Source organism: Arthrobacter sp. TJ-254 (assembly GCF_058269175.1).
On sequence record NZ_JBZCNF010000004.1, the window covers coordinates 498,263 to 518,134 of the forward strand.

Consider the following 19,872-nt stretch of genomic DNA (forward strand, 5'->3'; position numbering starts at 1 on the left):
CCGCCCCGAGGAACCATGCCTTTAGGTGCTACAGGATCTTTCGTATCGCGCGCTGGAAATCGACGACGTGGTTGAGGGCGAGCTCCGCGGCAAGCTCGGCGTCGCCGTCGGCTATGGCGTTCAGGAGGCCGATGTGCTCACCCACGTGGCCCGCGACCGAAGGAACCCTGTCCAGGACAAGGCACCAGATGCGCGTGGCCAGGTTGTCGTACCGAATCAGCACGTCCTCCAGGTGCTTGTTTCCTGCGGCGCGGTAGATCGAGCGGTGGACAGCAATGTCGTAGCGCATCATCGTCCGCTGGTCTGCTGCAGCGTTGTCCAGCCCGGCGATGGTTTCGGCGAGGCCGCGGAGTTCGGCCCGCAGTTCTTCGTTTGCCGCAGCGGCCGCACGACGGGCGGCGAGCGGCTCAAGAAGCTCCCGGATTTCCGATACTTCAGCCAGTTCGGTGATGTCCACACTCGTTGCGAAGGTGCCCCTGCGGGGATAGGAGATGAGGAGGTGGTCCCCTTCGAGGCGCTTGATCGCCTCCCGCACGGGGGTGCGGCCGATGCCCATTTCGGCGGCGATGCTCGCCTCGTTGAGGATGTCCCCGGGACGAATCTCCAACATGATCAGCCGGTCCCGCAGCAGCCGGTACGCCTGTTCGGCGAGAGAAAGACCGCCCGGCTGGGGCCCGGCCGGGGCTTCCGCTTCGATGAGGATGCTCACTGCCATTCCTGATGCAGTAACGGTGTCCGCGCCATGGTGCTGTCTCCTATTGACCGAGAGTGATGTCCGACATACTATTACACCATCACTGATATATCAGTGGTGTATCACAAGTATTTCAGACTACCCGCCGTCGTGCAGAAGGAATACCACTCATGGAGCAACTGAGCCACTCGCTGGAGCAGGTCGATGTCGAAGTGCAACGGGCCATTGCCGCCGAGTTGGACCGGCAGCAGTCAACGCTGGAGATGATTGCATCTGAGAACTTCGCCCCGGCGGCCGTCATGGAGGCCCAGGGCTCGGTCCTGACCAACAAGTACGCCGAGGGGTATCCCGGCAAGCGCTACTACGGCGGCTGTGAGCACGTCGACGTGATCGAACAGCTTGCCATCGACCGGGTGAAGGCCCTGTTCGGCGCCCAGTTCGCGAACGTGCAGCCGCACTCGGGCGCGCAGGCCAACGCCGCGGCCATGTCTGCCCTGCTTGAGCCCGGCGACACCATCATGGGGCTCTCCTTGGCGCACGGCGGCCATCTGACCCACGGGATGCGCATCAACTTCTCGGGCAAGCTCTACAACGTGGTTCCCTACCACGTGAGCGAGCACGATCTCATGGTGGATATGGCCGAAGTCGAGGCCCTCGCCCTTGAGCACCGGCCGAAGCTGATCGTGGCCGGGTGGTCCGCCTACTCCCGGCAGCTGGACTTCGCCGAGTTCCGCCGGATCGCCGACCTCGTGGGCGCGTACCTGATGGTGGATATGGCCCATTTCGCAGGGCTCGTCGCCGCAGGCCTGCACCCGAATCCCGTGCCGTACGCCGACGTCGTCACCACCACCACCCACAAGACCCTGGGCGGCCCACGCGGCGGAGTCATCCTCGCCAAGGAGGAATACGCCCGCAAGATCAACAGCGCGGTGTTCCCGGGCCAGCAGGGCGGGCCGCTGGAACACGTGATCGCCGCCAAGGCCGTGGCCTTCAAGATCGCGGCCTCACCCGAATTCAAGGAGCGGCAGGAGCGCACTCTCGAAGGCGCCCGGACCCTGGCCGCCCGGCTCCTCAGCGACGACGTCGCAGCAGCAGGCATCTCCGTAGTCAACGGCGGAACCGATGTGCACCTTGTCCTGGTGGACCTGCGCAACTCGGAACTCGACGGGCAGCAGGCCGAAGACCGCCTCCACCGGATCGGCATCACGGTGAACCGCAACGCGGTTCCCTTCGATCCCCGCCCCCCGATGGTGTCCTCGGGGCTGCGGATCGGCACCCCGGCCCTCGCCACCCGCGGATTCGGCGCCGCCGAGTTCACCGAGGTCGCGGACATCATCGCCTCAGCGCTCACCGCACCGGCCACCAACAACGAGCTCGGCGAAGACACCGTCGCCGAACTCCGGCGGCGCGTCAGCACCCTTGCAGCGAAATTCCCCCTCTACCCCCACCTCGGTGACGGCCGCTCCGACGAGGAACCAGCCACCGAGCCCAACACAGACATGATTGGAGCGGCCCTGTGAGCGCTGACCAGCTTCCGGAGCACCCGGATTTCCTCTGGCGCAACCCGGAGCCGAAATCCTCCTACGACGCAGTGATCGTCGGCGGTGGCGGACATGGACTTGCCACCGCCTACTATCTGGCCAAGAACCACGGCATGACGAACATCGCCGTCCTCGAGAAGGGGTGGCTGGCCGGTGGCAACATGGCACGGAACACCACGATCATCCGCTCGAACTACCTCTGGGATGAGAGCGCGGCGATCTACGAGGCGTCCCTGAAGCTCTGGGAAATCCTGCCCGAGGAACTCGACTACGACTTCCTTTTCAGCCAGCGCGGGGTCATGAACCTCGCCCATACCCTCGGGGACGTGCGCGAGAGCGTCCGCCGGGTCGGGGCGAACCGGCTCAACGGGGTCGACGCCGAGTGGCTCGACCCCCAGCAGGTCAAGGAGCTGTGCCCGATCCTCAACATCAGCGACAACATCCGCTACCCGGTCATGGGAGCCACGTACCAGCCGCGCGCCGGCATCGCCAAGCACGACCACGTGGCCTGGGCCTTCGCCCGCAAGTGCGATGAGCTCGGGGTGGACATCATCCAGAACTGCGAAGTCACCGGCTTCCTCAAGGACGGCAACCGCGTGGTGGGCGTTCAAACGAACCAGGGCACCATCCACACCGAAAAGGTGGGCCTTTGCGCCGCCGGGCACAGCAGCGTCCTGGCGGAGATGGCAGGCTTCCGGTTGCCCATCCAGTCGCATCCGCTCCAGGCGCTGGTCTCGGAACTGCACGAACCGGTCCACCCCACGGTGGTGATGTCCAACCACGTCCACGTCTACGTCTCCCAGGCACACAAGGGCGAGCTTGTCATGGGCGCCGGCGTCGACTCCTACAACGGGTACGGCCAGCGCGGGTCCTTCCACGTGATCGAACACCAGATGGCCGCCGCCGTGGAACTCTTCCCCATCTTCGCCCGGGCCCATGTGCTGCGCACCTGGGGCGGGATCGTCGACACAACCCTCGACGCCTCACCGATCGTCGGCACCACCCCGGTTGAGAACATGTTCGTCAACTGCGGCTGGGGCACCGGCGGATTCAAGGGCACCCCCGGGGCCGGGCTCACCTTCGCCCACACCATAGCCACCGGCGCCCCCCATCACCTCAACAAGCCCTTCGCACTGGAACGCTTCGAAACCGGTGCCCTGATCGATGAGCACGGCGCCGCCGCCGTGGCGCACTAGAGAGCAGCCCCGCCATGCTTCTGATTCCCTGCCCCAACTGCGGGCCCCGCGACGAGACCGAGTTCCACTACGGCGGCCAGGCCCACGTGCCCTACCCCCACAACCCTGCCGAACTCGACGACCGCCAGTGGGCGGAGTTCCTGTTCTACCGGGACAACACCAAGGGCGCCTTCGCCGAACGCTGGCTGCACAGCACCGGCTGCCGGCAGTGGTTCAATATGCTCCGCGATACGGTCACCTACGACATCCAGGCCGTCTACCGCATGGGCGAACCCCGGCCCGACGCCGTCGCCCCGGCCGCCGAATCCGGCACCGCCAGCACCGCAGCCGACAGCACAACAACCGGAGACGCCGCGCCCGACCTCTCCACGACCAGCACCTCCACAACCAGCACCGCACCGCAAGGAGCAACCCAGTGACCTCCCACAACGCCCGCCTCACCGCCGGGGGACGCATCGACCGCACCATCTCGTGGCGTTTCACCGTGGACGGGGAGGAATACACCGGCCACCCCGGCGACACGCTTGCCTCCGCCCTGCTCGCCAACGGCCGCATTGCGGCAGGCAACTCGCTCTACGAGGACCGGCCCCGCGGCATCCTGGCCGCCGGCGTTGAGGAGCCCAACGCGCTTGTGCGGGTTGCGCCCCGGTTCCCGGGCCATGTTGCCGAGTCGATGCTTCCTGCCACCACGGTGTCCCTGGTGGACGGCCTGCAGGCGGAGCTGCTCAACGGCCTCGGCCGGCTCGACCCCGGGGACGACCGCGCGGAGTACGACAAGAAGTACGTCCATACGGACGTCCTCGTCGTCGGCGGCGGGCCGGCCGGCCTCGCCGCGGCCCGCGAGGCAGTCCGCACCGGTGCGCGCGTGATGCTCCTCGATGATCAGCCCGAGCTGGGAGGATCGCTCCTGTCCGGCTCCACGGCCCCTGAACTTGCAGAAACCATCGAAGGCAAGCCGGCCCTGGAATGGGTGGCGGACGTTGAAGCCGAGCTCGTTTCCGGCGCCGAATGCACCGTCATGAACCGCACCACGGCCTTCGGCGCCTACGACGCCAACTACGTCATCGCTGTCCAGAACCGCACCGACCACCTTTCCAGCCCGGCCGCCCCGGGAGTCTCCCGCCAGCGGATCTGGCACATCCGCGCCGCTCAGGTGGTGCTGGCCCCCGGCGCCCACGAACGGCCGCTGGTCTTCGAGAACAACGACCGCCCCGGCATCATGCTCGCCTCGGCCGTCCGCACCTACCTCAACCGCTACGCCGTAGCAGCCGGACAGCGCGCGGTCATCAGCACCACCAACGACAGCGCCTACGCCCTCGCCGCCGACCTGCGGGCCGCAGGCGTCAGCCTCGCCGCCGTGGTCGACGCCCGTCCCGGGCTCACGGCCGCAGCCGCTGCCGCCGTCCACGCCGGAACCCGGGTACTGACCGGCAGTGCGGTGGCCGACACTACTGCCGCAGGCTCCAGTGACGGCCGCCTGACTTCGGTCACCGTCCGCGGCATCAACGACAACGGCGGGATCACCTCCACCAGCGAAGAGATCGGCTGCGACCTGCTAGCAGTCTCCGGCGGGTGGAGCCCCCTGGTGCACCTCCACTCCCAGCGGCAGGGCAAGCTGCGCTGGGACGAGGACCTGGCGGCGTTCGTGCCGAGCACCAAGGTTCCCAACCAGCAGGTTGTGGGCTCCGGCCGCGGCAGCTTCGAACTCGTCGACTGCCTCGCCGAAGGCGTCTCCGCCGGAGCCGCGGCCGCCATCGCAGCGGGCTTCGGCTCCGGGCAGGGGCCCGCACCGATCGGAGAACCGAAGGCGTCCGCCCCGACCCGGCAGCTGTGGCTGGTACCCGGGCAGACCGGCACCCCGGACGACTGGCACCACCACTTCGTTGACTTCCAGCGGGACCAGTCAGTGGCCGACGTCCTGCGCTCCACAGGCGCGGGCATGCGCTCGGTGGAGCACATCAAGCGTTACACCTCGATCAGCACCGCCAACGATCAGGGCAAGACCTCCGGGGTGAACGCGATCGGCGTCATCGCCGCCGCGCTCCGGCAGGCAGGGGAGGCCTCCCGGGGCATCGGCGACATCGGCACCACCACCTACCGGGCCCCGTTCACCCCGGTAGCCTTCGCCGCCCTGGCCGGCCGCCAGCGCGGGGACCTTTTCGACCCGGCCCGCAGGACCTCAATCCATCCGTGGCACGTGGCCCACGGCGCCCGGTTCGAAGATGTCGGACAGTGGAAGCGCCCCTGGTACTACCCCCAGGACGCGGAGGATATGGATGCGGCGGTGCTGCGTGAATGCGCCGCCGTCCGGAACTCCGTGGGCTTCATGGACGCCACAACCCTGGGCAAGATCGAAATCCGGGGCAAGGACGCCGGTGAATTCCTGAACCGGGTCTACACCAACGCGTTCAAGAAGCTCGCCCCGGGTTCGGCCCGTTACGGAGTGATGTGCATGGCGGACGGGATGATCTTCGACGACGGGGTGACCCTGCGCCTCGACGAGGACCGCTACTTCATGACCACCACCACCGGAGGCGCAGCGAAGGTGCTGGACTGGCTTGAGGAATGGCTGCAGACCGAGTGGCCGGACCTCGACGTGCACTGCACATCGGTAACCGAGCAGTGGACCACGATCGCCGTCGTCGGCCCAAGGTCCCGCGCGGTCCTGGCCAAGGTGGCACCTGAACTCGCCGCCGATGGAGGGCTGGAAGCCGAAGCTTTCCCGTTCATGACCTTCCGGGAAACCACCCTCGCCTCAGGCGTACGGGCCCGGGTCTGCCGCATCTCGTTCTCCGGGGAACTGGCATACGAGATCAACGTCCCCGCCTGGTACGGGCTGAACACGTGGGAAGCCGTCGCGGCGGCCGGTGCCGAATACGGCATCACCCCGTACGGCACCGAAACCATGCACGTGCTTCGGGCGGAGAAGGGCTACCCCATCGTCGGCCAGGACACTGACGGCACTGTCACCCCGCAGGACGCGGGCATGGAATGGGTGGTCTCCAAGGTCAAGGACTTCATCGGCAAACGCTCCTACTCCAGGGCCGATGCCGCACGCCCCGACCGCAGGCACCTGGTCAGCGTACTGCCGGTAGACCGCGCCCTGCGGCTTCCGGAGGGCACCCAGCTCATCGAAAAGGGCATTCCGACCGACCCCGCCAACGGGCCGGTGCCGATGCAGGGGTTCGTGACCTCCAGCTACCACAGCGCCGCCCTGGGCAGGTCTTTCGCCCTGGCCCTGATCACCAACGGCCGCAACCGGATCGGTGAAACCCTCACCGCCGCCGCCGGCGACCAGCTCGTCGATGTCGTCGTCGCCGAAACCGTGCTTTTTGACCCCGAAGGGACCCGTAAAGATGGCTGAAACAGCAGCACCCGAAAATCTGAGCAGAATCAAGGCTTCCCGCCACAGCCCGGCCGAGCACCTGGGTGAAGCGTTTGAGACCGGCTCCGTCCGGGGCATCGTGGAACTGGGCGAAGCCGCTTTCCTGACGATGGTGGGAATCAGGGTTGCACCTGCCAGTGAGGCCGGACTGCGGATCGCTTCGATCACGGGCGGCCTGCCCGCAGCCTCGGGCGGTGTCAGCGGAACCGGCGGCACCGCCGTGCTGTGGCTCGGCCCCGCCGAATTCGTTGTGGTTGCTGCCGCCGAGTCCCACGAGTCCCTCGGGGGCAACCTCCTCCAGGCACTCAAGGAAGCGCTGGGTGACGGGGAAGGCCAGGTGGTTGACCTTTCCGCCAACCGGACGACGTTCGAACTGACGGGGCCGAGGGCCCGGGCCGTCCTTGAGAAGGGCTGCTCGCTGGACCTCCACCCCCGGGTTTTCACGGCCGGAACCGCGCTGTCAACGGAGATCGCCGGCATCCCTGCGGTCCTGTGGAAGACCGGCGGCGAGAGCTACCGGATCTTCCCCCGGGCCTCGTTCGCCGACTTCCTGGGACGCTGGCTCCTCGATGCGATGCGCGAGTATGCCTCCCCCGAGGTCCCGTAATGGCTCTGAGTGTCCTCGACCTTTTCTCGGTCGGCATCGGACCGTCGTCGTCGCACACGGTCGGCCCGATGCGTGCAGCGAAGCTGTTCGCTGACGGGCTGAAGGAAGCCGGACACCTGAGCCCCACCAAGCGGGTGCAGGCCGAACTGTTCGGCTCCCTCGGCGCAACGGGGCGGGGGCACGGCTCGGACAAGGCGGTGGTCCTGGGCTTCAAGGGCCTGGACCCTGAAACCGTCGACACCGCCACCGCCGATGATCAGGTGGCCGCCGCCGCGCTCGACGCCGAACTCTGGATTGGCGGGGACCACCGGGTGGACTTCAACTGGGACGAAGACGTGGTGCTGCACCGGCGGAAGTCCCTCCCGGCCCATCCCAACGGCATGACGTTCCGCGCCCTTGACTACGCCGGCACCGTGCTCAGCGAACGAAGTTTCTATTCGATCGGGGGCGGGTTCGTTGTCGACGGGGAATCCGACGCAGGCGACCGCGTAGTCCCCGATGACACCGCGCTGCCGTACCAATTCACCATGGCGGATCAGCTCCTGGACATCTGCCGGCGCGAAGGCATGTCGATCTCCGACGTGATGCTCGCCAACGAGCTCACCTGGCACAGCGAAGCGGAACTCCGGAAGAAACTGCTGGATCTCTGGGCCGTCATGCGCGAATGTGTCGAAAATGGCTGCGCCGCGGAGGGCATCCTGCCCGGCGGGCTGAAGGTGAAGCGGCGTGCCCCGGCCCTGTTCCGGACCCTTGCGGCAGCCGCACCCGACGCCGGACCGGGGAAGCCATCCCCGGCGCAGGCACCTGCCGACCCCCTGCTCGCCATGGAATGGGTGAACCTTTTCGCCCTCGCCGTGAATGAGGAAAACGCCGCCGGCGGCCGGATCGTCACCGCACCCACCAACGGCGCCGCCGGGATCATCCCGGCGGTGCTTCACTACTACGTCAAGTTCGTCCCGGGCGCCAACGACGACGGCGTCGTCCGGTTCCTGCTCGCCGCAGGCGCCGTCGGAATCCTCTTCAAGATCAACGCGTCGATTTCCGGAGCGGAGGTGGGCTGCCAGGGGGAGGTGGGCTCCGCCTGCTCCATGGCGGCCGCGGGGCTGTGCGAAGTGCTCGGCGGCACCCCCGCGCAGGTCGAAAACGCCGCCGAGGTCGGCATTGAACACAACCTTGGGCTCACCTGCGACCCGGTCGGCGGGCTCGTGCAGATTCCGTGCATCGAACGTAACGCCATCGCCAGCGTCAAGGCCATCAACGCCGCGCGCCTTGCCCTGCACGGGGACGGCAGCCACGTGGTCTCCCTCGACAAGGCCATCAAGACGATGCGCGAGACTGGAGCAGACATGAAATCCAAGTACAAGGAAACCTCAAGAGGAGGCCTCGCCGTGAACGTGATCGAGTGCTGAACAAATGACGACAATCCAGTCCGAAGTGCCGGCTCCGAATCCGGCCACCACTGTGGAACACGTCCTGACGCTTGACTGCCGCGAGGAGCCTGGCATCGTCCACGCCGTGTCCGGTTTCCTGCTCGAACACGGCTGCGACATCATCGACAACAAACAGTTCGGTGACCGCATCGAAGGCCACTTCTTCATGCGGGTCCACTTCGCCTCCCCCGGTGAAGGAACAACCGTGGATCAGCTGCGCTCCGCTTTTGCTCCCCTCGCCGACAAGTACGGGATGCGCTGGCAGCTGGAAGAGCACCTCTCCCGCCGCCGGGTCCTCATCATGGTCTCGAAGTTCGGCCACTGCCTCAATGACCTGCTGTTCCGCGCCAGGATCGGAGAGCTCCCCATCGACGTGGTGGCCGTCGTGTCCAACCACACCGACCACCAGGCGCTTGTCGAGTGGCACGGGATCCCGTTCTTCCACGTGCCGGTCACAACCGCGACCAAGCCCGCCGCCGAGGCACGGCTGCTTGACCTCATTGACGACTTCGACGTCGAACTCGTTGTCCTGGCCAGGTACATGCAGGTCCTCAGCGACGGGCTGACCCGGAGGCTGGACGGGCGGGCGATCAATATCCACCACTCGTTCCTGCCCAGCTTCAAGGGCGCCAAGCCGTACCACCAGGCCTACGCGCGCGGAGTGAAGACTGTTGGCGCAACCGCGCACTATGTGAACGCCGAATTGGACGAAGGCCCGATCATCTCGCAGCAGGTGGTGGAGGTTGACCATACCTACGGCCCGGAGGACCTCGTGGCCGCTGGCCGCGACACGGAGTGCAAGGCATTGAGCAACGCCGTCCGCTGGCACTGCGAAGGCCGCATCATCCTGAATGGGAACAGGACAGTCGTCCTGAAGTAGGTTGTCCGAACAATCATGGACACCAGCTTCACCTTCTTCGCTAAGTGCCGGCAGTGCCGCCGGTGCTTTAATGTGTGTTGCGGGTCAAGCAGGCGGCCCGCCTCTTTTCCCTGCAGAAATGGTGTAACCCCTGTGTCTTCCGTCAGCGGATCCGGTCCCTCCGTCGAAGGGGACCGCAGGCCTGAACAGCTGTTGAACTGTCCCACCGGCTCCTATGAGTACTACTTCGACACCGGCGAACTGCGATGGTCCGATGAGATGTACCGGATTCACGGGTACCGGCGGGGAGAAATGGTTCCGAGCCTTGAATCGGGATTCCCCTACGTTCCGGCCGAGGAACAGGAAGGGGTGCGCGCCCTGTGGGGACGTCTGCTCACAGACGGAGGACCGATTGCCGGATACCACACGGTCGTTGACCGTCGGGGCCGCCGCCACCGGGTGCTCAGCGTGGGGGACCTCATCGTCGACGCCGGATCCGTTGTGGGAGTGCGAGGGATGGTCACCGACCTCACCGAGCCCGTGGACCGCAACACCCGACGGGCCACGGCCCAGGCCGTGGCCGACTCGGCCAGGAACCGGGCCGTGATCGAACAGGCCAAAGGCATCCTCATGGGCCGGCATAAGTTCAGCGCCGACGAGGCGTTCGAGGCGCTCAGCGCCCGGAGCCAGGCCGTGAACCGCAGGGTCGCCGACCTCGCCCAGGACATCGTCGATACCGCCACGGGGCATACGGCCTCCTCGACGCTGTGGGAAGCTCCCTCGCACTGAGAGCCGGGGCCCGGGTGCCGTGGGGGTGCCCCTGCGCCTACTGCTTGAAGGCCGCGTCGAACGAAGCGGTGGGGGGAGCGAAGTCGAAGGACTTGAGGAAGGCAAGCGCCTCCGGTGCGCCCTGCAGCCGGTCCATGCCTGCGTCTTCCCATTCCACGGAAATGGGCCCGTCGTAGCCGATCGCGGTCAGCGCGCGGAAGCTTGACTCCCAGGGCACATCCCCGCGGCCCGTCGAGACGAAATCCCAGCCCCGCCGCTGATCGCCCCAGGGCAGGTGGGAGGAGAGGATGCCGTTGCGTCCGCCGCCCATCCGCATCTTCGTGTCCTTGCAGTCCACATGGTAGATGCGGTCGGCGAAGTCGGAGATGAAGGCGACCGGGTCGATCTGCTGCCACATGAAGTGGCTGGGGTCCCAATTCAGCCCGAAGGCTTCCCGGTGCCCGATCGCCTCGAGGGCGCGGTGGGTGGACCAGTAGTCGTAGGCGATCTCCGAGGGGTGGACCTCGTGCGCGAAACGGACCCCGCACTCGTCAAATACGTCGAGGATCGGATTCCACCGGTCGGCGAAGTCCTGGTACCCGGCCTCGATGACCTCGGGGGACACGGGCGGGAACATTGCCACGTACTGCCAGATCGAGGAACCCGTGAAGCCGACGACCGTCTTCACTCCCAGCTTCTGGGCCAGGCGTGCCGTCAGCTTCATCTCCTCCGCGGCCCGGGAACGCACTCCTTCGGGCGTGCCGTCGCCCCAGACCCGCGGCCCCACAATCGACTCGTGGCGGAAGTCGATCGGGTCGTCGCACACAGCCTGGCCCTTGAGGTGGTTCGAGATGGCCCAGACCTTCAGGCCGTTGCGTTCGAGGATGTCCAGCCGGTCCTGGATGTAGGCGTCATCGTCCCACCGCCAAGCGTCGAGGTGGTCACCGGATACCGCGATCTCCAACCCGTCATAGCCCCACTGACCTGCAAGCTCCGCTACTTTCTCGAACGGCAGGTCAGCCCACTGGCCGGTGAACAGCGTGTACTTTCGTCCCATCTCAATGCTCCTTCGTCTCGGACAAGCGTCAGCGCGGGTTGCCGCTGGCGGTGAACTCAGAGCTCGACGACCGCGCTTGAGCGTTCAGCACTTGCCTCGAGGGCGGCAAGCACTCTCTGCACCGCGAGCCCTTCCTCAAATGACGGCGACGGCGCCGTCCCAGCATCGATCGCGGAAAGGAAGTCCGCGGCCTGGCTGGTGAAAGTTGAGTCCCAACCGAGGATATGCCCTGGAGGCCACCACCTGCCCGCATAGGGGTGGAACGGCTCGGTAACGAGGATCCGCGAATACCCCTGAACCTGTCCGGGAGCTTCGGTATCGAAGTACCGGAGCTCATTCAGCCGCTCAAGGTCGAACGCCAGGCCTCCGCGTGAACCGTACACCTCGATCTGCAGCGCGTTCTTCCGCCCGGTGGCGAACCGCGACACCTCGAGGCTTGCCACCGCGCCCGACGTGAGGTGCAGCGTTGCCCAGGCGGCGTCGTCGACAGTGACCTGTTCCATGCCGGCCGCTCCGGCGCGGGTCTCAACGAACGTCTTGACGGTCCCGGAGACGGCCGTGACGGCGGACCCGAGGAGGAACTGCACCTGGTCCACGGCGTGTGAGGCGAGGTCGCCGATCGCTCCCGAGCCCGCGGTCTCCCGGCGGAGCCGCCAGGTCATCGGGGCATTCTCGTCGCGGAGCCAGTCCTGGAGATAGCTGACCCTGACCTGCCGGATCTCCCCGAGGCGGCCCTCGGCGATGAGCGTGCGGGCCTGGGCGAGCGCAGGAAGACGGCGGTAGTTGAAGGCAACCATTGAGTGGACGCCCTTCGCGCGGGCGTCCGCCGCTGCGGCGGCCATCCGTTCCGCCTCCTCAACCGAGTTGGCCAGCGGCTTCTCCACGATCACGTGCTTGCCGGCCTCCAGGGCGGCGATGGCCAGCTCGGCGTGGAGATGGCCGGGGGTGCAGATGTCGACGATTGCGATGTCGTCGCGCTCGAGCACCGAACGCCAGTCCGTTGCGCTTTCACTCCAGCCGAACTGGCGCGCGGCCTCGGCGACCTGGTCCCGGTCCCTGCCCACAAGGACCTGCTGGGCGACCCTGGCGGTCGGGTAGAAGGCGTTGACGTTGCGCCACGCGTTCGAATGGGCCTTCCCCATGAAGGAGTAGCCGAGCACCGCGACCCCCAGCGCTCGCGGTCCGGAGCCGGGGGTGAGGCCGGCTGCAGCGGCAGGGGCGGTGGTGGTCATCTGCTCTCTCCTTAGGGTGCGGTGGCGGCCGAGCGCAGGAAGGCCAGGCCGTCCTGCGCGAGCTGGTCCTGCGACGGTGCAAGCGGGCGCCAGATCGAGGCTGCCCTGGCGATGCTTGCATTGGATGAGGTGAAGCTTTCGATGTTCAGCGGGCCGCTGTAGCCGACGTCGTCGAGTGCGGCGAAGATTCCGGGCCAGTCCGTCTCATCGCCGCCGGGGGAGCCGCGGTCGTTCCCGCACACCTGGAGGTGGACCAGGGAGCTTCCGGCAGCCCGGACCGCTGCGGCCGAGGAGCGTTCCTCGATCCCCAGATGGTAGGTATCAAGGGCGAGTCCGACGCCCCGGCCCAGCAGCGGTTCAAGCGCTTCGAGCGCCTGGGCGGTGGTGTTGAGCAGCGAGGTCTCGTAGCGGTTGAGCGGTTCGATGCCCAGCACGACGCCGGCGGCCTCGGCCTCAGCGGCCAGCGGCGCCAAGTTGCGGCGCAGCTGGCCGTAGGCTTCCGCGCGCTCCGAGGCGTCCATCCGCCAGAGCCGCCCCGTCGAGGCGTAGAACGGTCCGCAGACGGCCGGGGCGCCGACGTCCTGCGCCAGCGCGATGCAGGCGCTGAGGTATCGCTGGGTCTCCCTGACCACGGTGTCGTCGGCGAAAACAAGGTCCCTTCCGGGCGCCATTGCGCCGACGATGAACGGGCGCAGTCCCGCAAGGGAGCTACGCACCGTCCCGGCGGTGAAATCCCCGGCCTTCTCAAGGGGCAGTTCAACGGCATCGAAACCCATTCCGGCGATCTTCTCCAGCAGGGGAGGCAGGTTGGCGTCGGTGAGCGGGGATTCCCACACCCAGGTGTTGACCCCGATCAGGCGGCGCACGTGCCCTGCCTCCCCACTGGCCCCGGTGCTCACGGGATGGTGCGTTCCTGCCACACGTCGGGGTAGCCGGGAAGGTCCTCGCCGCCGAACTTGGCGTAGTGGCCATCAGGCATTCCCTCGTTGGCTTCGAGGAACGCGGCGCGGTCCTCTTCAGGGATCGGCGTCTGCGGGAGCACCCACTCGCTGGGAATCTCCTCGCCGGCGAAGATCTTCTCGAGCGCCAGGAGCGGGGTGCGCCACTGGAAGTTCGAGTAGACGGGGGCGAGGCCGGTCAGCCCGGTCTCCTCCCACTTGCGCAGGAAGCTCATTTCGTCTTCGCCGGTCATGACTGGGTAGTCCTTGCCGGCGTCCTCGAAGGCCTCGATCGCCGCAACGGCGCCGTCGCCGGCGTCCATCCAGACCCCCTGCACGTCGCCGGTGGCCAGTTCATCGGAGATGATCTTCTTGATCTCGGTGGGGTCGGCTCCGGTGAAGTAGTCGACCGCCTCGATCCCGTTCTCCTCGAAGATCTTTTCGGCCGCCGCCCAGCGCTGCTCGAGGACGTCGACGCCCGGGAGGATCCGCAGGGCCACGACCTTGTCTCCCTCCTGAAGGTTGTTGACGAGGAACTCGGCCGTGTCGATGCCCCATGCGTAGCCGCCGATGGGGTGGATGAACGTTGTGTAGCAGTCGGTCTCGACGCCGCGGTCGAAGACAACAACCGGTTTGCCGGTCTCGCAGGCACGCTCGACCGCCGGCGTCAGTGCGGCGGTGGAGTTCGGCGAGATGATGAACGCATCGCAGTTGCCTTCGGCGATGAAGTAGTCGATGTCGGCGATCTGGGTGTTGTCGTCGTCCTGGGCGTCACGTGTCTCCATTTCTGAGATCACGCCGTCCTCCTCGAGGACCTTGAGCTGCTCATTCATGGTGATCCAGCCGGTCTGCCGCCACGGGTTGGAGATCGAGGCATTGGAGAAGCAGACCTTCTGCGCGCCCTCCGCCGCGAGGTCGGAGGTGTTCTTCATTTCCCCGTCGATGTACTGCAGCCAGGGCTGCTCGGGGTCTCCTTCGAAGCTCGCCGAGCGCTGCTCCGACTGCCGGTCGTACACCTCCTGGACGAACCACTCGTCACCGCTGTCTTCGGCCGGAGTCGGGCCGCCGGCCGCCGCGCTTTCGCTGGCCGGCGGGTTCTCGATTGATGAATCGGTTGTACAGGCGGTCAGTGCGAGCAGCGCCGTGGCTGCCACAACTGTCGCCTTCGAATAGATGCTTCGCTGCATCATGTTCCTCCCTCATTGGCGCCCACGGTGGGCTGCTGTGCAATTGGGTGCTGCTTCTCATGGGTTGACCTGGTGGCGCCGCTCCTGCGCCGCTGCCACGTCTTCGCGCTGGCGGCGACGGCGAGGATGATGATCGCGCCCTGAACCGTGTCCCGCCACGTTGACTGGACCCCGGCGAAATTCAGCAGGGCGAAGAGCGTTTCGAGGGCGAAGGCCCCCGCCGCGGCGGAGAGCACCCAGCCCCGCCCGCCGCCGAGCACCACGCCGCCCAGGACGACGGCTGTGATGGCCGTGAACTCGTAGCCGCGGCCCACCGAGGGGTGTACCCCGGCGTATCCGACGAGGATGATGCCGGAGACTGTTGCCGCGAGCGAGGAAAGCATGAATGCCCGGGTGCGGATCCACCACACCCGTGCTCCGGTGAGCGCCGCGGCGCGGGCGTTGTCCCCGACGGCGACCAGCGTGCGCCCGTAGGGCCGGCGCATCAGCCAGAAGGCCCCTGCGGCCACCGCCAGGAGGATCAGCACCGGATAGGGCAGGATCTCGAGCACCGGAACGTCCTTGATGCCCCCGCGTCCGATCTGCCGGAACGTGTCGGCAGGGTTCCCGGTGGCGGCCCCGCCGGTCCAGTAAAGCACCAGGCCCAGCAGGGCGAGCATCATGCCAAGGGTCACGATGAAGCTCGGGATCTTCAGCAGCGTTGTCACGAGCCCGTTGACCAGTCCGATGAACGCACCGAAGACCAGCATCAGGAGCAGGACCGGCAGGGCCCTCCCCTCGTCCTGACCGATAAGGTTTCCCGCGATGAAGACCTGGGCGGTCACCACCGAGCCCATCGAGAGGTCGAACTCGCCCGAGACGATGACGAAGTACTGGCCGATCGCCGCGATGGCGATCGGTGCGGTGCGGCCAATAAAGCGGATGAGCGAGCCCGGTTCGCCGAAGGATGGATTGACGGCGATGACGGCGGCGAGCAGGAGCAGCAGCAGGATGAAGACCGCGCCTCCCGGGGTGCGCAGCGCGCGCAGCAGACGGTCCTTGCGAGGGGAGCGGTCGCGCTTGAGTTCAACGTTCCGGTTCGAAGCGAGGGTGCTCACGCGCCCACCTCCTGCCGTGTCGAAGTGGTCTCCCGCGGGGTGTCGTCGAAGCGGGCCGGCCGGCTGATGACGCGGCGCCCCGCGTAGACGGCGACGGCGGCGACGATGACGATGCCGCGGACGACGTCCTTCAAAAACGGATTGATCTGCATCACGCTCATGATGTTGTCGATCATCGCGAAGATCAGGACCCCGCCGAGGGTTCCTACGAGGGAGCCCTTCCCTCCGGCGAGCAGTGTTCCGCCGAGGACGACGGCTGCGATCGAGAGCAGGTCGTAGCCGCCCTGGCTGCCGATGGTGGGGCTGCCGACGCCGAGCCGCGCCGCAAGCAGCAGCCCGGCCATCCCGGCCAGCACGGAACAGATCACGTGGGCGGCGATGATGGGGGTGTTGGTGTGGATGCCCGACATGCGGGCCACATTGAGGTCTCCTCCCACGGCGTACATCGAGTGTCCGAGGCGGGTGCGCTCCAGCAGGAGCAGGACGACGGCGGCGCAGGCAAGCATGAGCAGGGTGGAGATCGGCACCGGCCCAAGCCCGGTCGCTCCCACAAGCCGGAAGGCCAGGGGGGCCTGCCCGGAACTGCCCTTGTAGTTGGTGGCGAGGTAGCCGCTGATGATCAGGCCCGTGCCCAGCGTGGCGATGAAGCCGTGGACCTTGAGCCCTGAGACGACGAGGCCGTTGACCAGGCCGATGGCCGCAGCCACCGCCAGTGCCACAAGGACGCCGGGGAGGATGTTGCCGGCCTGGTTGGCCATGATCACGGCCGCGAGGAGGCTGGTGAGGCTCACAACGTACGGGACGGAGAGGTCCAGGCTTCCCACGAGGATCACCAGGGTCTGGCCGATGGCGATGAAGCCCAGGACGCTGGTTCCCGTGAGGATCGATGAGACATTGCCGGCGCTGAAGAAGCTGCGCCCGGCTGCGGCAACCAGGATGGAGCCGGCGACGATTGTGAGCAGGACGACGAGGTAGACGATGTGGGTCGAGGTGAGCCGTGAGGTGATTTTCATGGGAGGACCGTTTCGCTTCGGGCCCCGGTTGCCAGCTGCAGGACCTGCTCTTCGCTCGAGCCCGCCGGCAGTTCACCGGCGATCCGGCCGTCGCGCATGACGACGATCCGGCTGCTCATCCCCAGCAGTTCGGGCAGCTCGCTGGAGACCATGAGCAGCGCCTTTCCTTCGGCCGCCAGGGACCGCATCAGGTTGTAGACGGCGAGCTTCGCGCCGACGTCGATGCCGCGCGTCGGCTCGTCGAGCAGGACAACCAGCGGGTCGATGGCGAGCCATTTCGCCAGCACGACCTTCTGCTGGTTGCCGCCCGAGAGGTACTGCACCTCCTGGTCGAGGTCCCGTGCGACGACCTCGAGGGAGGAAAGGATGCCGGGGGTGCCGGCCCGCGCCGCGGGCGTGCGCGATGGGAACACCGAGCGGATGACGCCGAGGGCGTTGTTGAGGATTGATTGGTTGAGGCTGAGGCCCTGCGCCTTGCGGTCTTCGGTGATCAGGGCGATGCGCTGGCGGATCGCCTGGCGGGGGGAGGTGGCGGTGAAGGGCCGGCCGTCCAGCACCATCCGGCCCCGGGTGAAGGGCGCGGCGCCGAAGATCGCCTCGACGAGTTCGGTGCGGCCCGAGCCCTGCAGCCCGGCCACCCCGACGATCTCACCGGCCCGCAGGGCGAGGTCGATTGAGTCGAGCTGGTGGTTGCCTCCGCCCTCCACGCTCAACAGAGTCTTGCCGAGCGTGGTGCCCGGGTGTTCGTCGGGGTAGTAGGCCGCGATGGGCCGGCCGACCATCATCCGCACCAGGGCGGCGTCGTTCAGCTCCGGCGCCGGGCTTGTGCCGACGATCCGTCCGTCCTTCAGGACGGTGATCGTGTCGCAGAGGTCGAAGATCTCCTTGAGCCGGTGCGAGACGTAAAGGATTGCCGTGCCGCGCTCCTTGAGCCGGCGGACGATCGCGTAAAGGAGGTCGACCTCGGCCCCGGCGAGGGCGGCCGTCGGCTCGTCCATGGAGATGATGCGGGCGTCATAGCTGACTGCCTTGGCGATCTCGACGATCTGCTGCTGCGCCACCGACAGTGAGCTCACCGCGGCGGTGGGGCGGATGTTGCCGATGCCCAGCTGGTCGAAAAGTTCGGCGGTGCGGGAGTTCATTGCCTTCGTGTCGACGAGCAGCCCTTTGCGCGGCTCACGGCCCAGGTAGATGTTCTCCGCGACGGTGCGGTCGGGCAGCAGGTTGAATTCCTGGAACACGGTGGAGAGTCCGGCGAGGTGGGCCTGGGTGGGGTGGTGGAATTCCACCGGGCCGCCGTCGAGTTCGATCGTCCCGGCATCACGCTGGTATACGCCGGCGAGGATTTTCATGAGGGTGGATTTGCCGGCACCGTTCTCCCCCACGAGGCCGTGCACTTCACCGGCCTTCAGTTCGAGGGACACATCTTCGAGCACGGGGATGCCGAAGAAGGCTTTCGACAATCCGGTGACCCGGAGCACCGGCGGGGACACAGGTCCGTTCATGCGAAAAACTGTGACAGACGTCATATCTTTTGTCGATAGCCATGCAAAAGACAGGTAGTACTCGTAAAAATGCGTGTGGCGTGACTCACGAAAGTGTGCCGTGCTTTACTGAAAGCGTGGTTCGAAGCCCAGCGTCCTACGCCACCTCGGCGCGAACCTCGGTCCTCCCGGCGGCGGGCGCGAGCGAGGTTTTCCAGCTCCTGCGCGACGGACAGCCGCGCACCCGTGCGGAGCTGGCGCAGCTCACCGGCCTGGCCCGCTCAACCGTCGCCTCCCGGGTTGAAACGCTGATGAAACTCGGCCTGGTCTCGCCCTACGGCGGCGCCGTCTCGACCGGCGGCAGGCCGCCGTCGCTGTTCGCGCTGAACTCCGGAGCGCGCGTCGTCATTGGTGCCGACATTGGAGCCACCCACGCCCTGGTGGTCCTTGCCGATCTCTCCGGAACCGAACTTGCCAGCGAGAGCACGGCGATGGAGATAGCGGACGGTCCGGAAGCTGTGCTCGGGTGGCTGGTTGCGGCCGTTGACTCGCTGCTGGCGCAGGCGGGGCGCCAGCGGCACGAGCTCGCGGCAATAGGGATCGGCCTCCCCGGGCCGGTCGAGCATGAGACGGGCCGGCCGATGAATCCGCCAATCATGCCCGGCTGGGACCGCTTCGACGTTCCGGCGCGGGTCCAGGCGAGCTTCGACGTCCCCGTGCTTGTCGACAACGATGTGAACATCATGGCGCTTGGGGAACAGAGCTTCCACTGGCCGGAGGTCACCGAGCTGATGTTCATCAAGGTCGCAACCGGGATCGGTGCGGGGATCATCTCGAGCGGCGCCCTCCAGCGCGGTGCCCAGGGCACTGCGGGCGACCTCGGCCACGTCAGGGTGCCGCGGGCCGGCGAGGTGATGTGCCGCTGCGGGAACTCCGGATGCCTCGAGGCGTTGGCCGGCTGGCCGGCCCTCGCGGCGGCGCTCACCGAGGAGACCGGCATGCCGCTCTCCTCGAGCGGGGACGTGATTCGGCTTGTCCGGTCTGGGGACAGCGCGGCCATCCAGGTGATCCGCCAGGCGGGGCGGGACATCGGCGACGTGCTCGCGACCTGCGTGAACCTCACCAACCCGTCGGTGATCGTCATCGGCGGCAGCCTTGCCCAGGCCGGGGAGCACCTTCTGGCCGGGATCCGCGAGGTTGTCTACCGGCGCTCCCTGCCGCTGGCGACCGAGCATCTGCGCGTGGTTCCCTCCGTCGCCGGACAGCGCGCCGGAGTGCTGGGGGCGGCCGTGCTGGCGATCACCCACGTCCTCTCGCCCGAATCCATCGAGGCAGCAAGCGCGGCCGTGTCCTGACAAGCGGTGGGCGCATCCCGATCAACGCC

The 19,872-nt window shown here is 67.1% G+C and carries 17 protein-coding genes; 9 read left to right on the forward strand and 8 right to left on the reverse strand.

Going from position 1 to position 19,872, the window contains the following annotated elements; all coding sequences use genetic code 11:
* Positions 1-28: 28 nt before the first annotated feature.
* Positions 29-709, reverse strand: a complete 681-nt coding sequence (locus tag AC4D14_RS13895; protein WP_490903211.1) for a GntR family transcriptional regulator — start codon at positions 707-709, stop codon at positions 29-31.
* 155 nt (positions 710-864) lie between these two features.
* Between AC4D14_RS13895 and glyA the strand changes: the two genes are divergently transcribed.
* From glyA to AC4D14_RS13935, 8 genes are all read left to right on the forward strand, one after another.
* On the forward strand, positions 865-2,214 hold the full coding sequence (glyA, locus tag AC4D14_RS13900) for a serine hydroxymethyltransferase (RefSeq protein WP_490903213.1): 1,350 nt from the start codon (positions 865-867) through the stop codon (positions 2,212-2,214).
* Positions 2,211-3,431, forward strand: a complete 1,221-nt coding sequence (locus AC4D14_RS13905) for a sarcosine oxidase subunit beta family protein (RefSeq protein WP_490903214.1) — start codon at positions 2,211-2,213, stop codon at positions 3,429-3,431. The genes glyA and AC4D14_RS13905 overlap by 4 nt, the downstream gene beginning before the upstream one ends.
* Positions 3,432-3,445: 14 nt before the next feature.
* Positions 3,446-3,850: a sarcosine oxidase subunit delta gene (locus tag AC4D14_RS13910; protein ID WP_490903215.1), complete on the forward strand. Its 405-nt coding sequence runs from the start codon at positions 3,446-3,448 to the stop codon at positions 3,848-3,850.
* Positions 3,847-6,795 carry a 2Fe-2S iron-sulfur cluster-binding protein gene (locus AC4D14_RS13915; RefSeq protein ID WP_490903216.1) on the forward strand — a complete coding sequence of 983 codons (2,949 nt, stop codon included), beginning with the start codon at positions 3,847-3,849 and terminating at the stop codon, positions 6,793-6,795. Before AC4D14_RS13910 ends, AC4D14_RS13915 begins: the two co-directional genes overlap by 4 nt.
* Complete coding sequence (locus tag AC4D14_RS13920) at positions 6,788-7,423, forward strand: sarcosine oxidase subunit gamma (RefSeq protein ID WP_490903218.1); 636 nt, start codon at positions 6,788-6,790, stop codon at positions 7,421-7,423. Before AC4D14_RS13915 ends, AC4D14_RS13920 begins: the two co-directional genes overlap by 8 nt.
* The gene (locus tag AC4D14_RS13925) at positions 7,423-8,832 is read left to right on the forward strand and encodes an L-serine ammonia-lyase (protein WP_490903219.1); all 1,410 of its coding nucleotides are present in this window, start codon (positions 7,423-7,425) and stop codon (positions 8,830-8,832) included. The genes AC4D14_RS13920 and AC4D14_RS13925 overlap by 1 nt, the downstream gene beginning before the upstream one ends.
* Before the next feature lie 4 nt (positions 8,833-8,836).
* Complete coding sequence (gene purU, locus AC4D14_RS13930; RefSeq protein WP_490903221.1) at positions 8,837-9,733, forward strand: formyltetrahydrofolate deformylase; 897 nt, start codon at positions 8,837-8,839, stop codon at positions 9,731-9,733.
* A 132-nt stretch (positions 9,734-9,865) separates the two neighbouring features.
* Positions 9,866-10,501 (forward strand): PAS and ANTAR domain-containing protein, encoded by a 636-nt coding sequence (locus tag AC4D14_RS13935; RefSeq protein ID WP_490903222.1) that lies wholly within the window; start codon positions 9,866-9,868, stop codon positions 10,499-10,501.
* A 37-nt stretch (positions 10,502-10,538) separates the two neighbouring features.
* Here AC4D14_RS13935 and AC4D14_RS13940 read toward each other — a convergent pair whose 3' ends face one another.
* The 7 genes from AC4D14_RS13940 to AC4D14_RS13970 all read right to left on the reverse strand — a co-directional run bounded on the left by AC4D14_RS13940 (position 10,539) and on the right by AC4D14_RS13970 (position 18,509).
* Positions 10,539-11,537 carry a sugar phosphate isomerase/epimerase family protein gene (locus tag AC4D14_RS13940; protein ID WP_490903223.1) on the reverse strand — a complete coding sequence of 333 codons (999 nt, stop codon included), beginning with the start codon at positions 11,535-11,537 and terminating at the stop codon, positions 10,539-10,541.
* Between the two features lie 56 nt (positions 11,538-11,593).
* Positions 11,594-12,769, reverse strand: a complete 1,176-nt coding sequence (locus tag AC4D14_RS13945) for a Gfo/Idh/MocA family protein (protein WP_490903224.1) — start codon at positions 12,767-12,769, stop codon at positions 11,594-11,596.
* 11 nt (positions 12,770-12,780) lie between these two features.
* Positions 12,781-13,635: a sugar phosphate isomerase/epimerase family protein gene (locus AC4D14_RS13950; protein WP_490903319.1), complete on the reverse strand. Its 855-nt coding sequence runs from the start codon at positions 13,633-13,635 to the stop codon at positions 12,781-12,783.
* 29 nt (positions 13,636-13,664) lie between these two features.
* On the reverse strand, positions 13,665-14,894 hold the full coding sequence (locus tag AC4D14_RS13955; protein WP_490903320.1) for a substrate-binding domain-containing protein: 1,230 nt from the start codon (positions 14,892-14,894) through the stop codon (positions 13,665-13,667).
* Positions 14,894-15,925: an ABC transporter permease gene (locus AC4D14_RS13960; RefSeq protein WP_490903321.1), complete on the reverse strand. Its 1,032-nt coding sequence runs from the start codon at positions 15,923-15,925 to the stop codon at positions 14,894-14,896. The genes AC4D14_RS13955 and AC4D14_RS13960 overlap by 1 nt, the downstream gene beginning before the upstream one ends.
* A 62-nt stretch (positions 15,926-15,987) precedes the next feature.
* Positions 15,988-17,004, reverse strand: coding sequence for an ABC transporter permease (locus tag AC4D14_RS13965; protein WP_490903225.1), 1,017 nt, complete (start codon positions 17,002-17,004; stop codon positions 15,988-15,990).
* A complete protein-coding gene (locus AC4D14_RS13970) occupies positions 17,001-18,509 on the reverse strand; it encodes a sugar ABC transporter ATP-binding protein (RefSeq protein WP_490903227.1) in 1,509 nt (502 codons plus the stop codon). The genes AC4D14_RS13965 and AC4D14_RS13970 overlap by 4 nt, the downstream gene beginning before the upstream one ends.
* A gap of 116 nt (positions 18,510-18,625) precedes the next feature.
* Between AC4D14_RS13970 and AC4D14_RS13975 the strand changes: the two genes are divergently transcribed.
* On the forward strand, positions 18,626-19,843 hold the full coding sequence (locus tag AC4D14_RS13975) for an ROK family transcriptional regulator (RefSeq protein WP_490903229.1): 1,218 nt from the start codon (positions 18,626-18,628) through the stop codon (positions 19,841-19,843).
* Positions 19,844-19,872: the final 29 nt, after the last annotated feature.

Bases quoted from the DNA above. Each gene is read 5' to 3' on its own strand.
- glyA (WP_490903213.1), top strand. From the start codon at position 865: ATGGAGCAACTGAGCCACTCGCTGGAGCAGGTCGATGTCGAAGTGCAA.
- AC4D14_RS13910 (WP_490903215.1), top strand. From the start codon at position 3,446: ATGCTTCTGATTCCCTGCCCCAACTGCGGGCCCCGCGACGAGACCGAG.
- AC4D14_RS13920 (WP_490903218.1), top strand. From the start codon at position 6,788: ATGGCTGAAACAGCAGCACCCGAAAATCTGAGCAGAATCAAGGCTTCC.
- AC4D14_RS13925 (WP_490903219.1), top strand. From the start codon at position 7,423: ATGGCTCTGAGTGTCCTCGACCTTTTCTCGGTCGGCATCGGACCGTCG.
- purU (WP_490903221.1), top strand. From the start codon at position 8,837: ATGACGACAATCCAGTCCGAAGTGCCGGCTCCGAATCCGGCCACCACT.
- AC4D14_RS13940 (WP_490903223.1), bottom strand. From the start codon at position 11,537: ATGGGACGAAAGTACACGCTGTTCACCGGCCAGTGGGCTGACCTGCCG.
- AC4D14_RS13945 (WP_490903224.1), bottom strand. From the start codon at position 12,769: ATGACCACCACCGCCCCTGCCGCTGCAGCCGGCCTCACCCCCGGCTCC.
- AC4D14_RS13955 (WP_490903320.1), bottom strand. From the start codon at position 14,894: ATGCAGCGAAGCATCTATTCGAAGGCGACAGTTGTGGCAGCCACGGCG.
- AC4D14_RS13965 (WP_490903225.1), bottom strand. From the start codon at position 17,004: ATGAAAATCACCTCACGGCTCACCTCGACCCACATCGTCTACCTCGTC.
- AC4D14_RS13970 (WP_490903227.1), bottom strand. From the start codon at position 18,509: ATGAACGGACCTGTGTCCCCGCCGGTGCTCCGGGTCACCGGATTGTCG.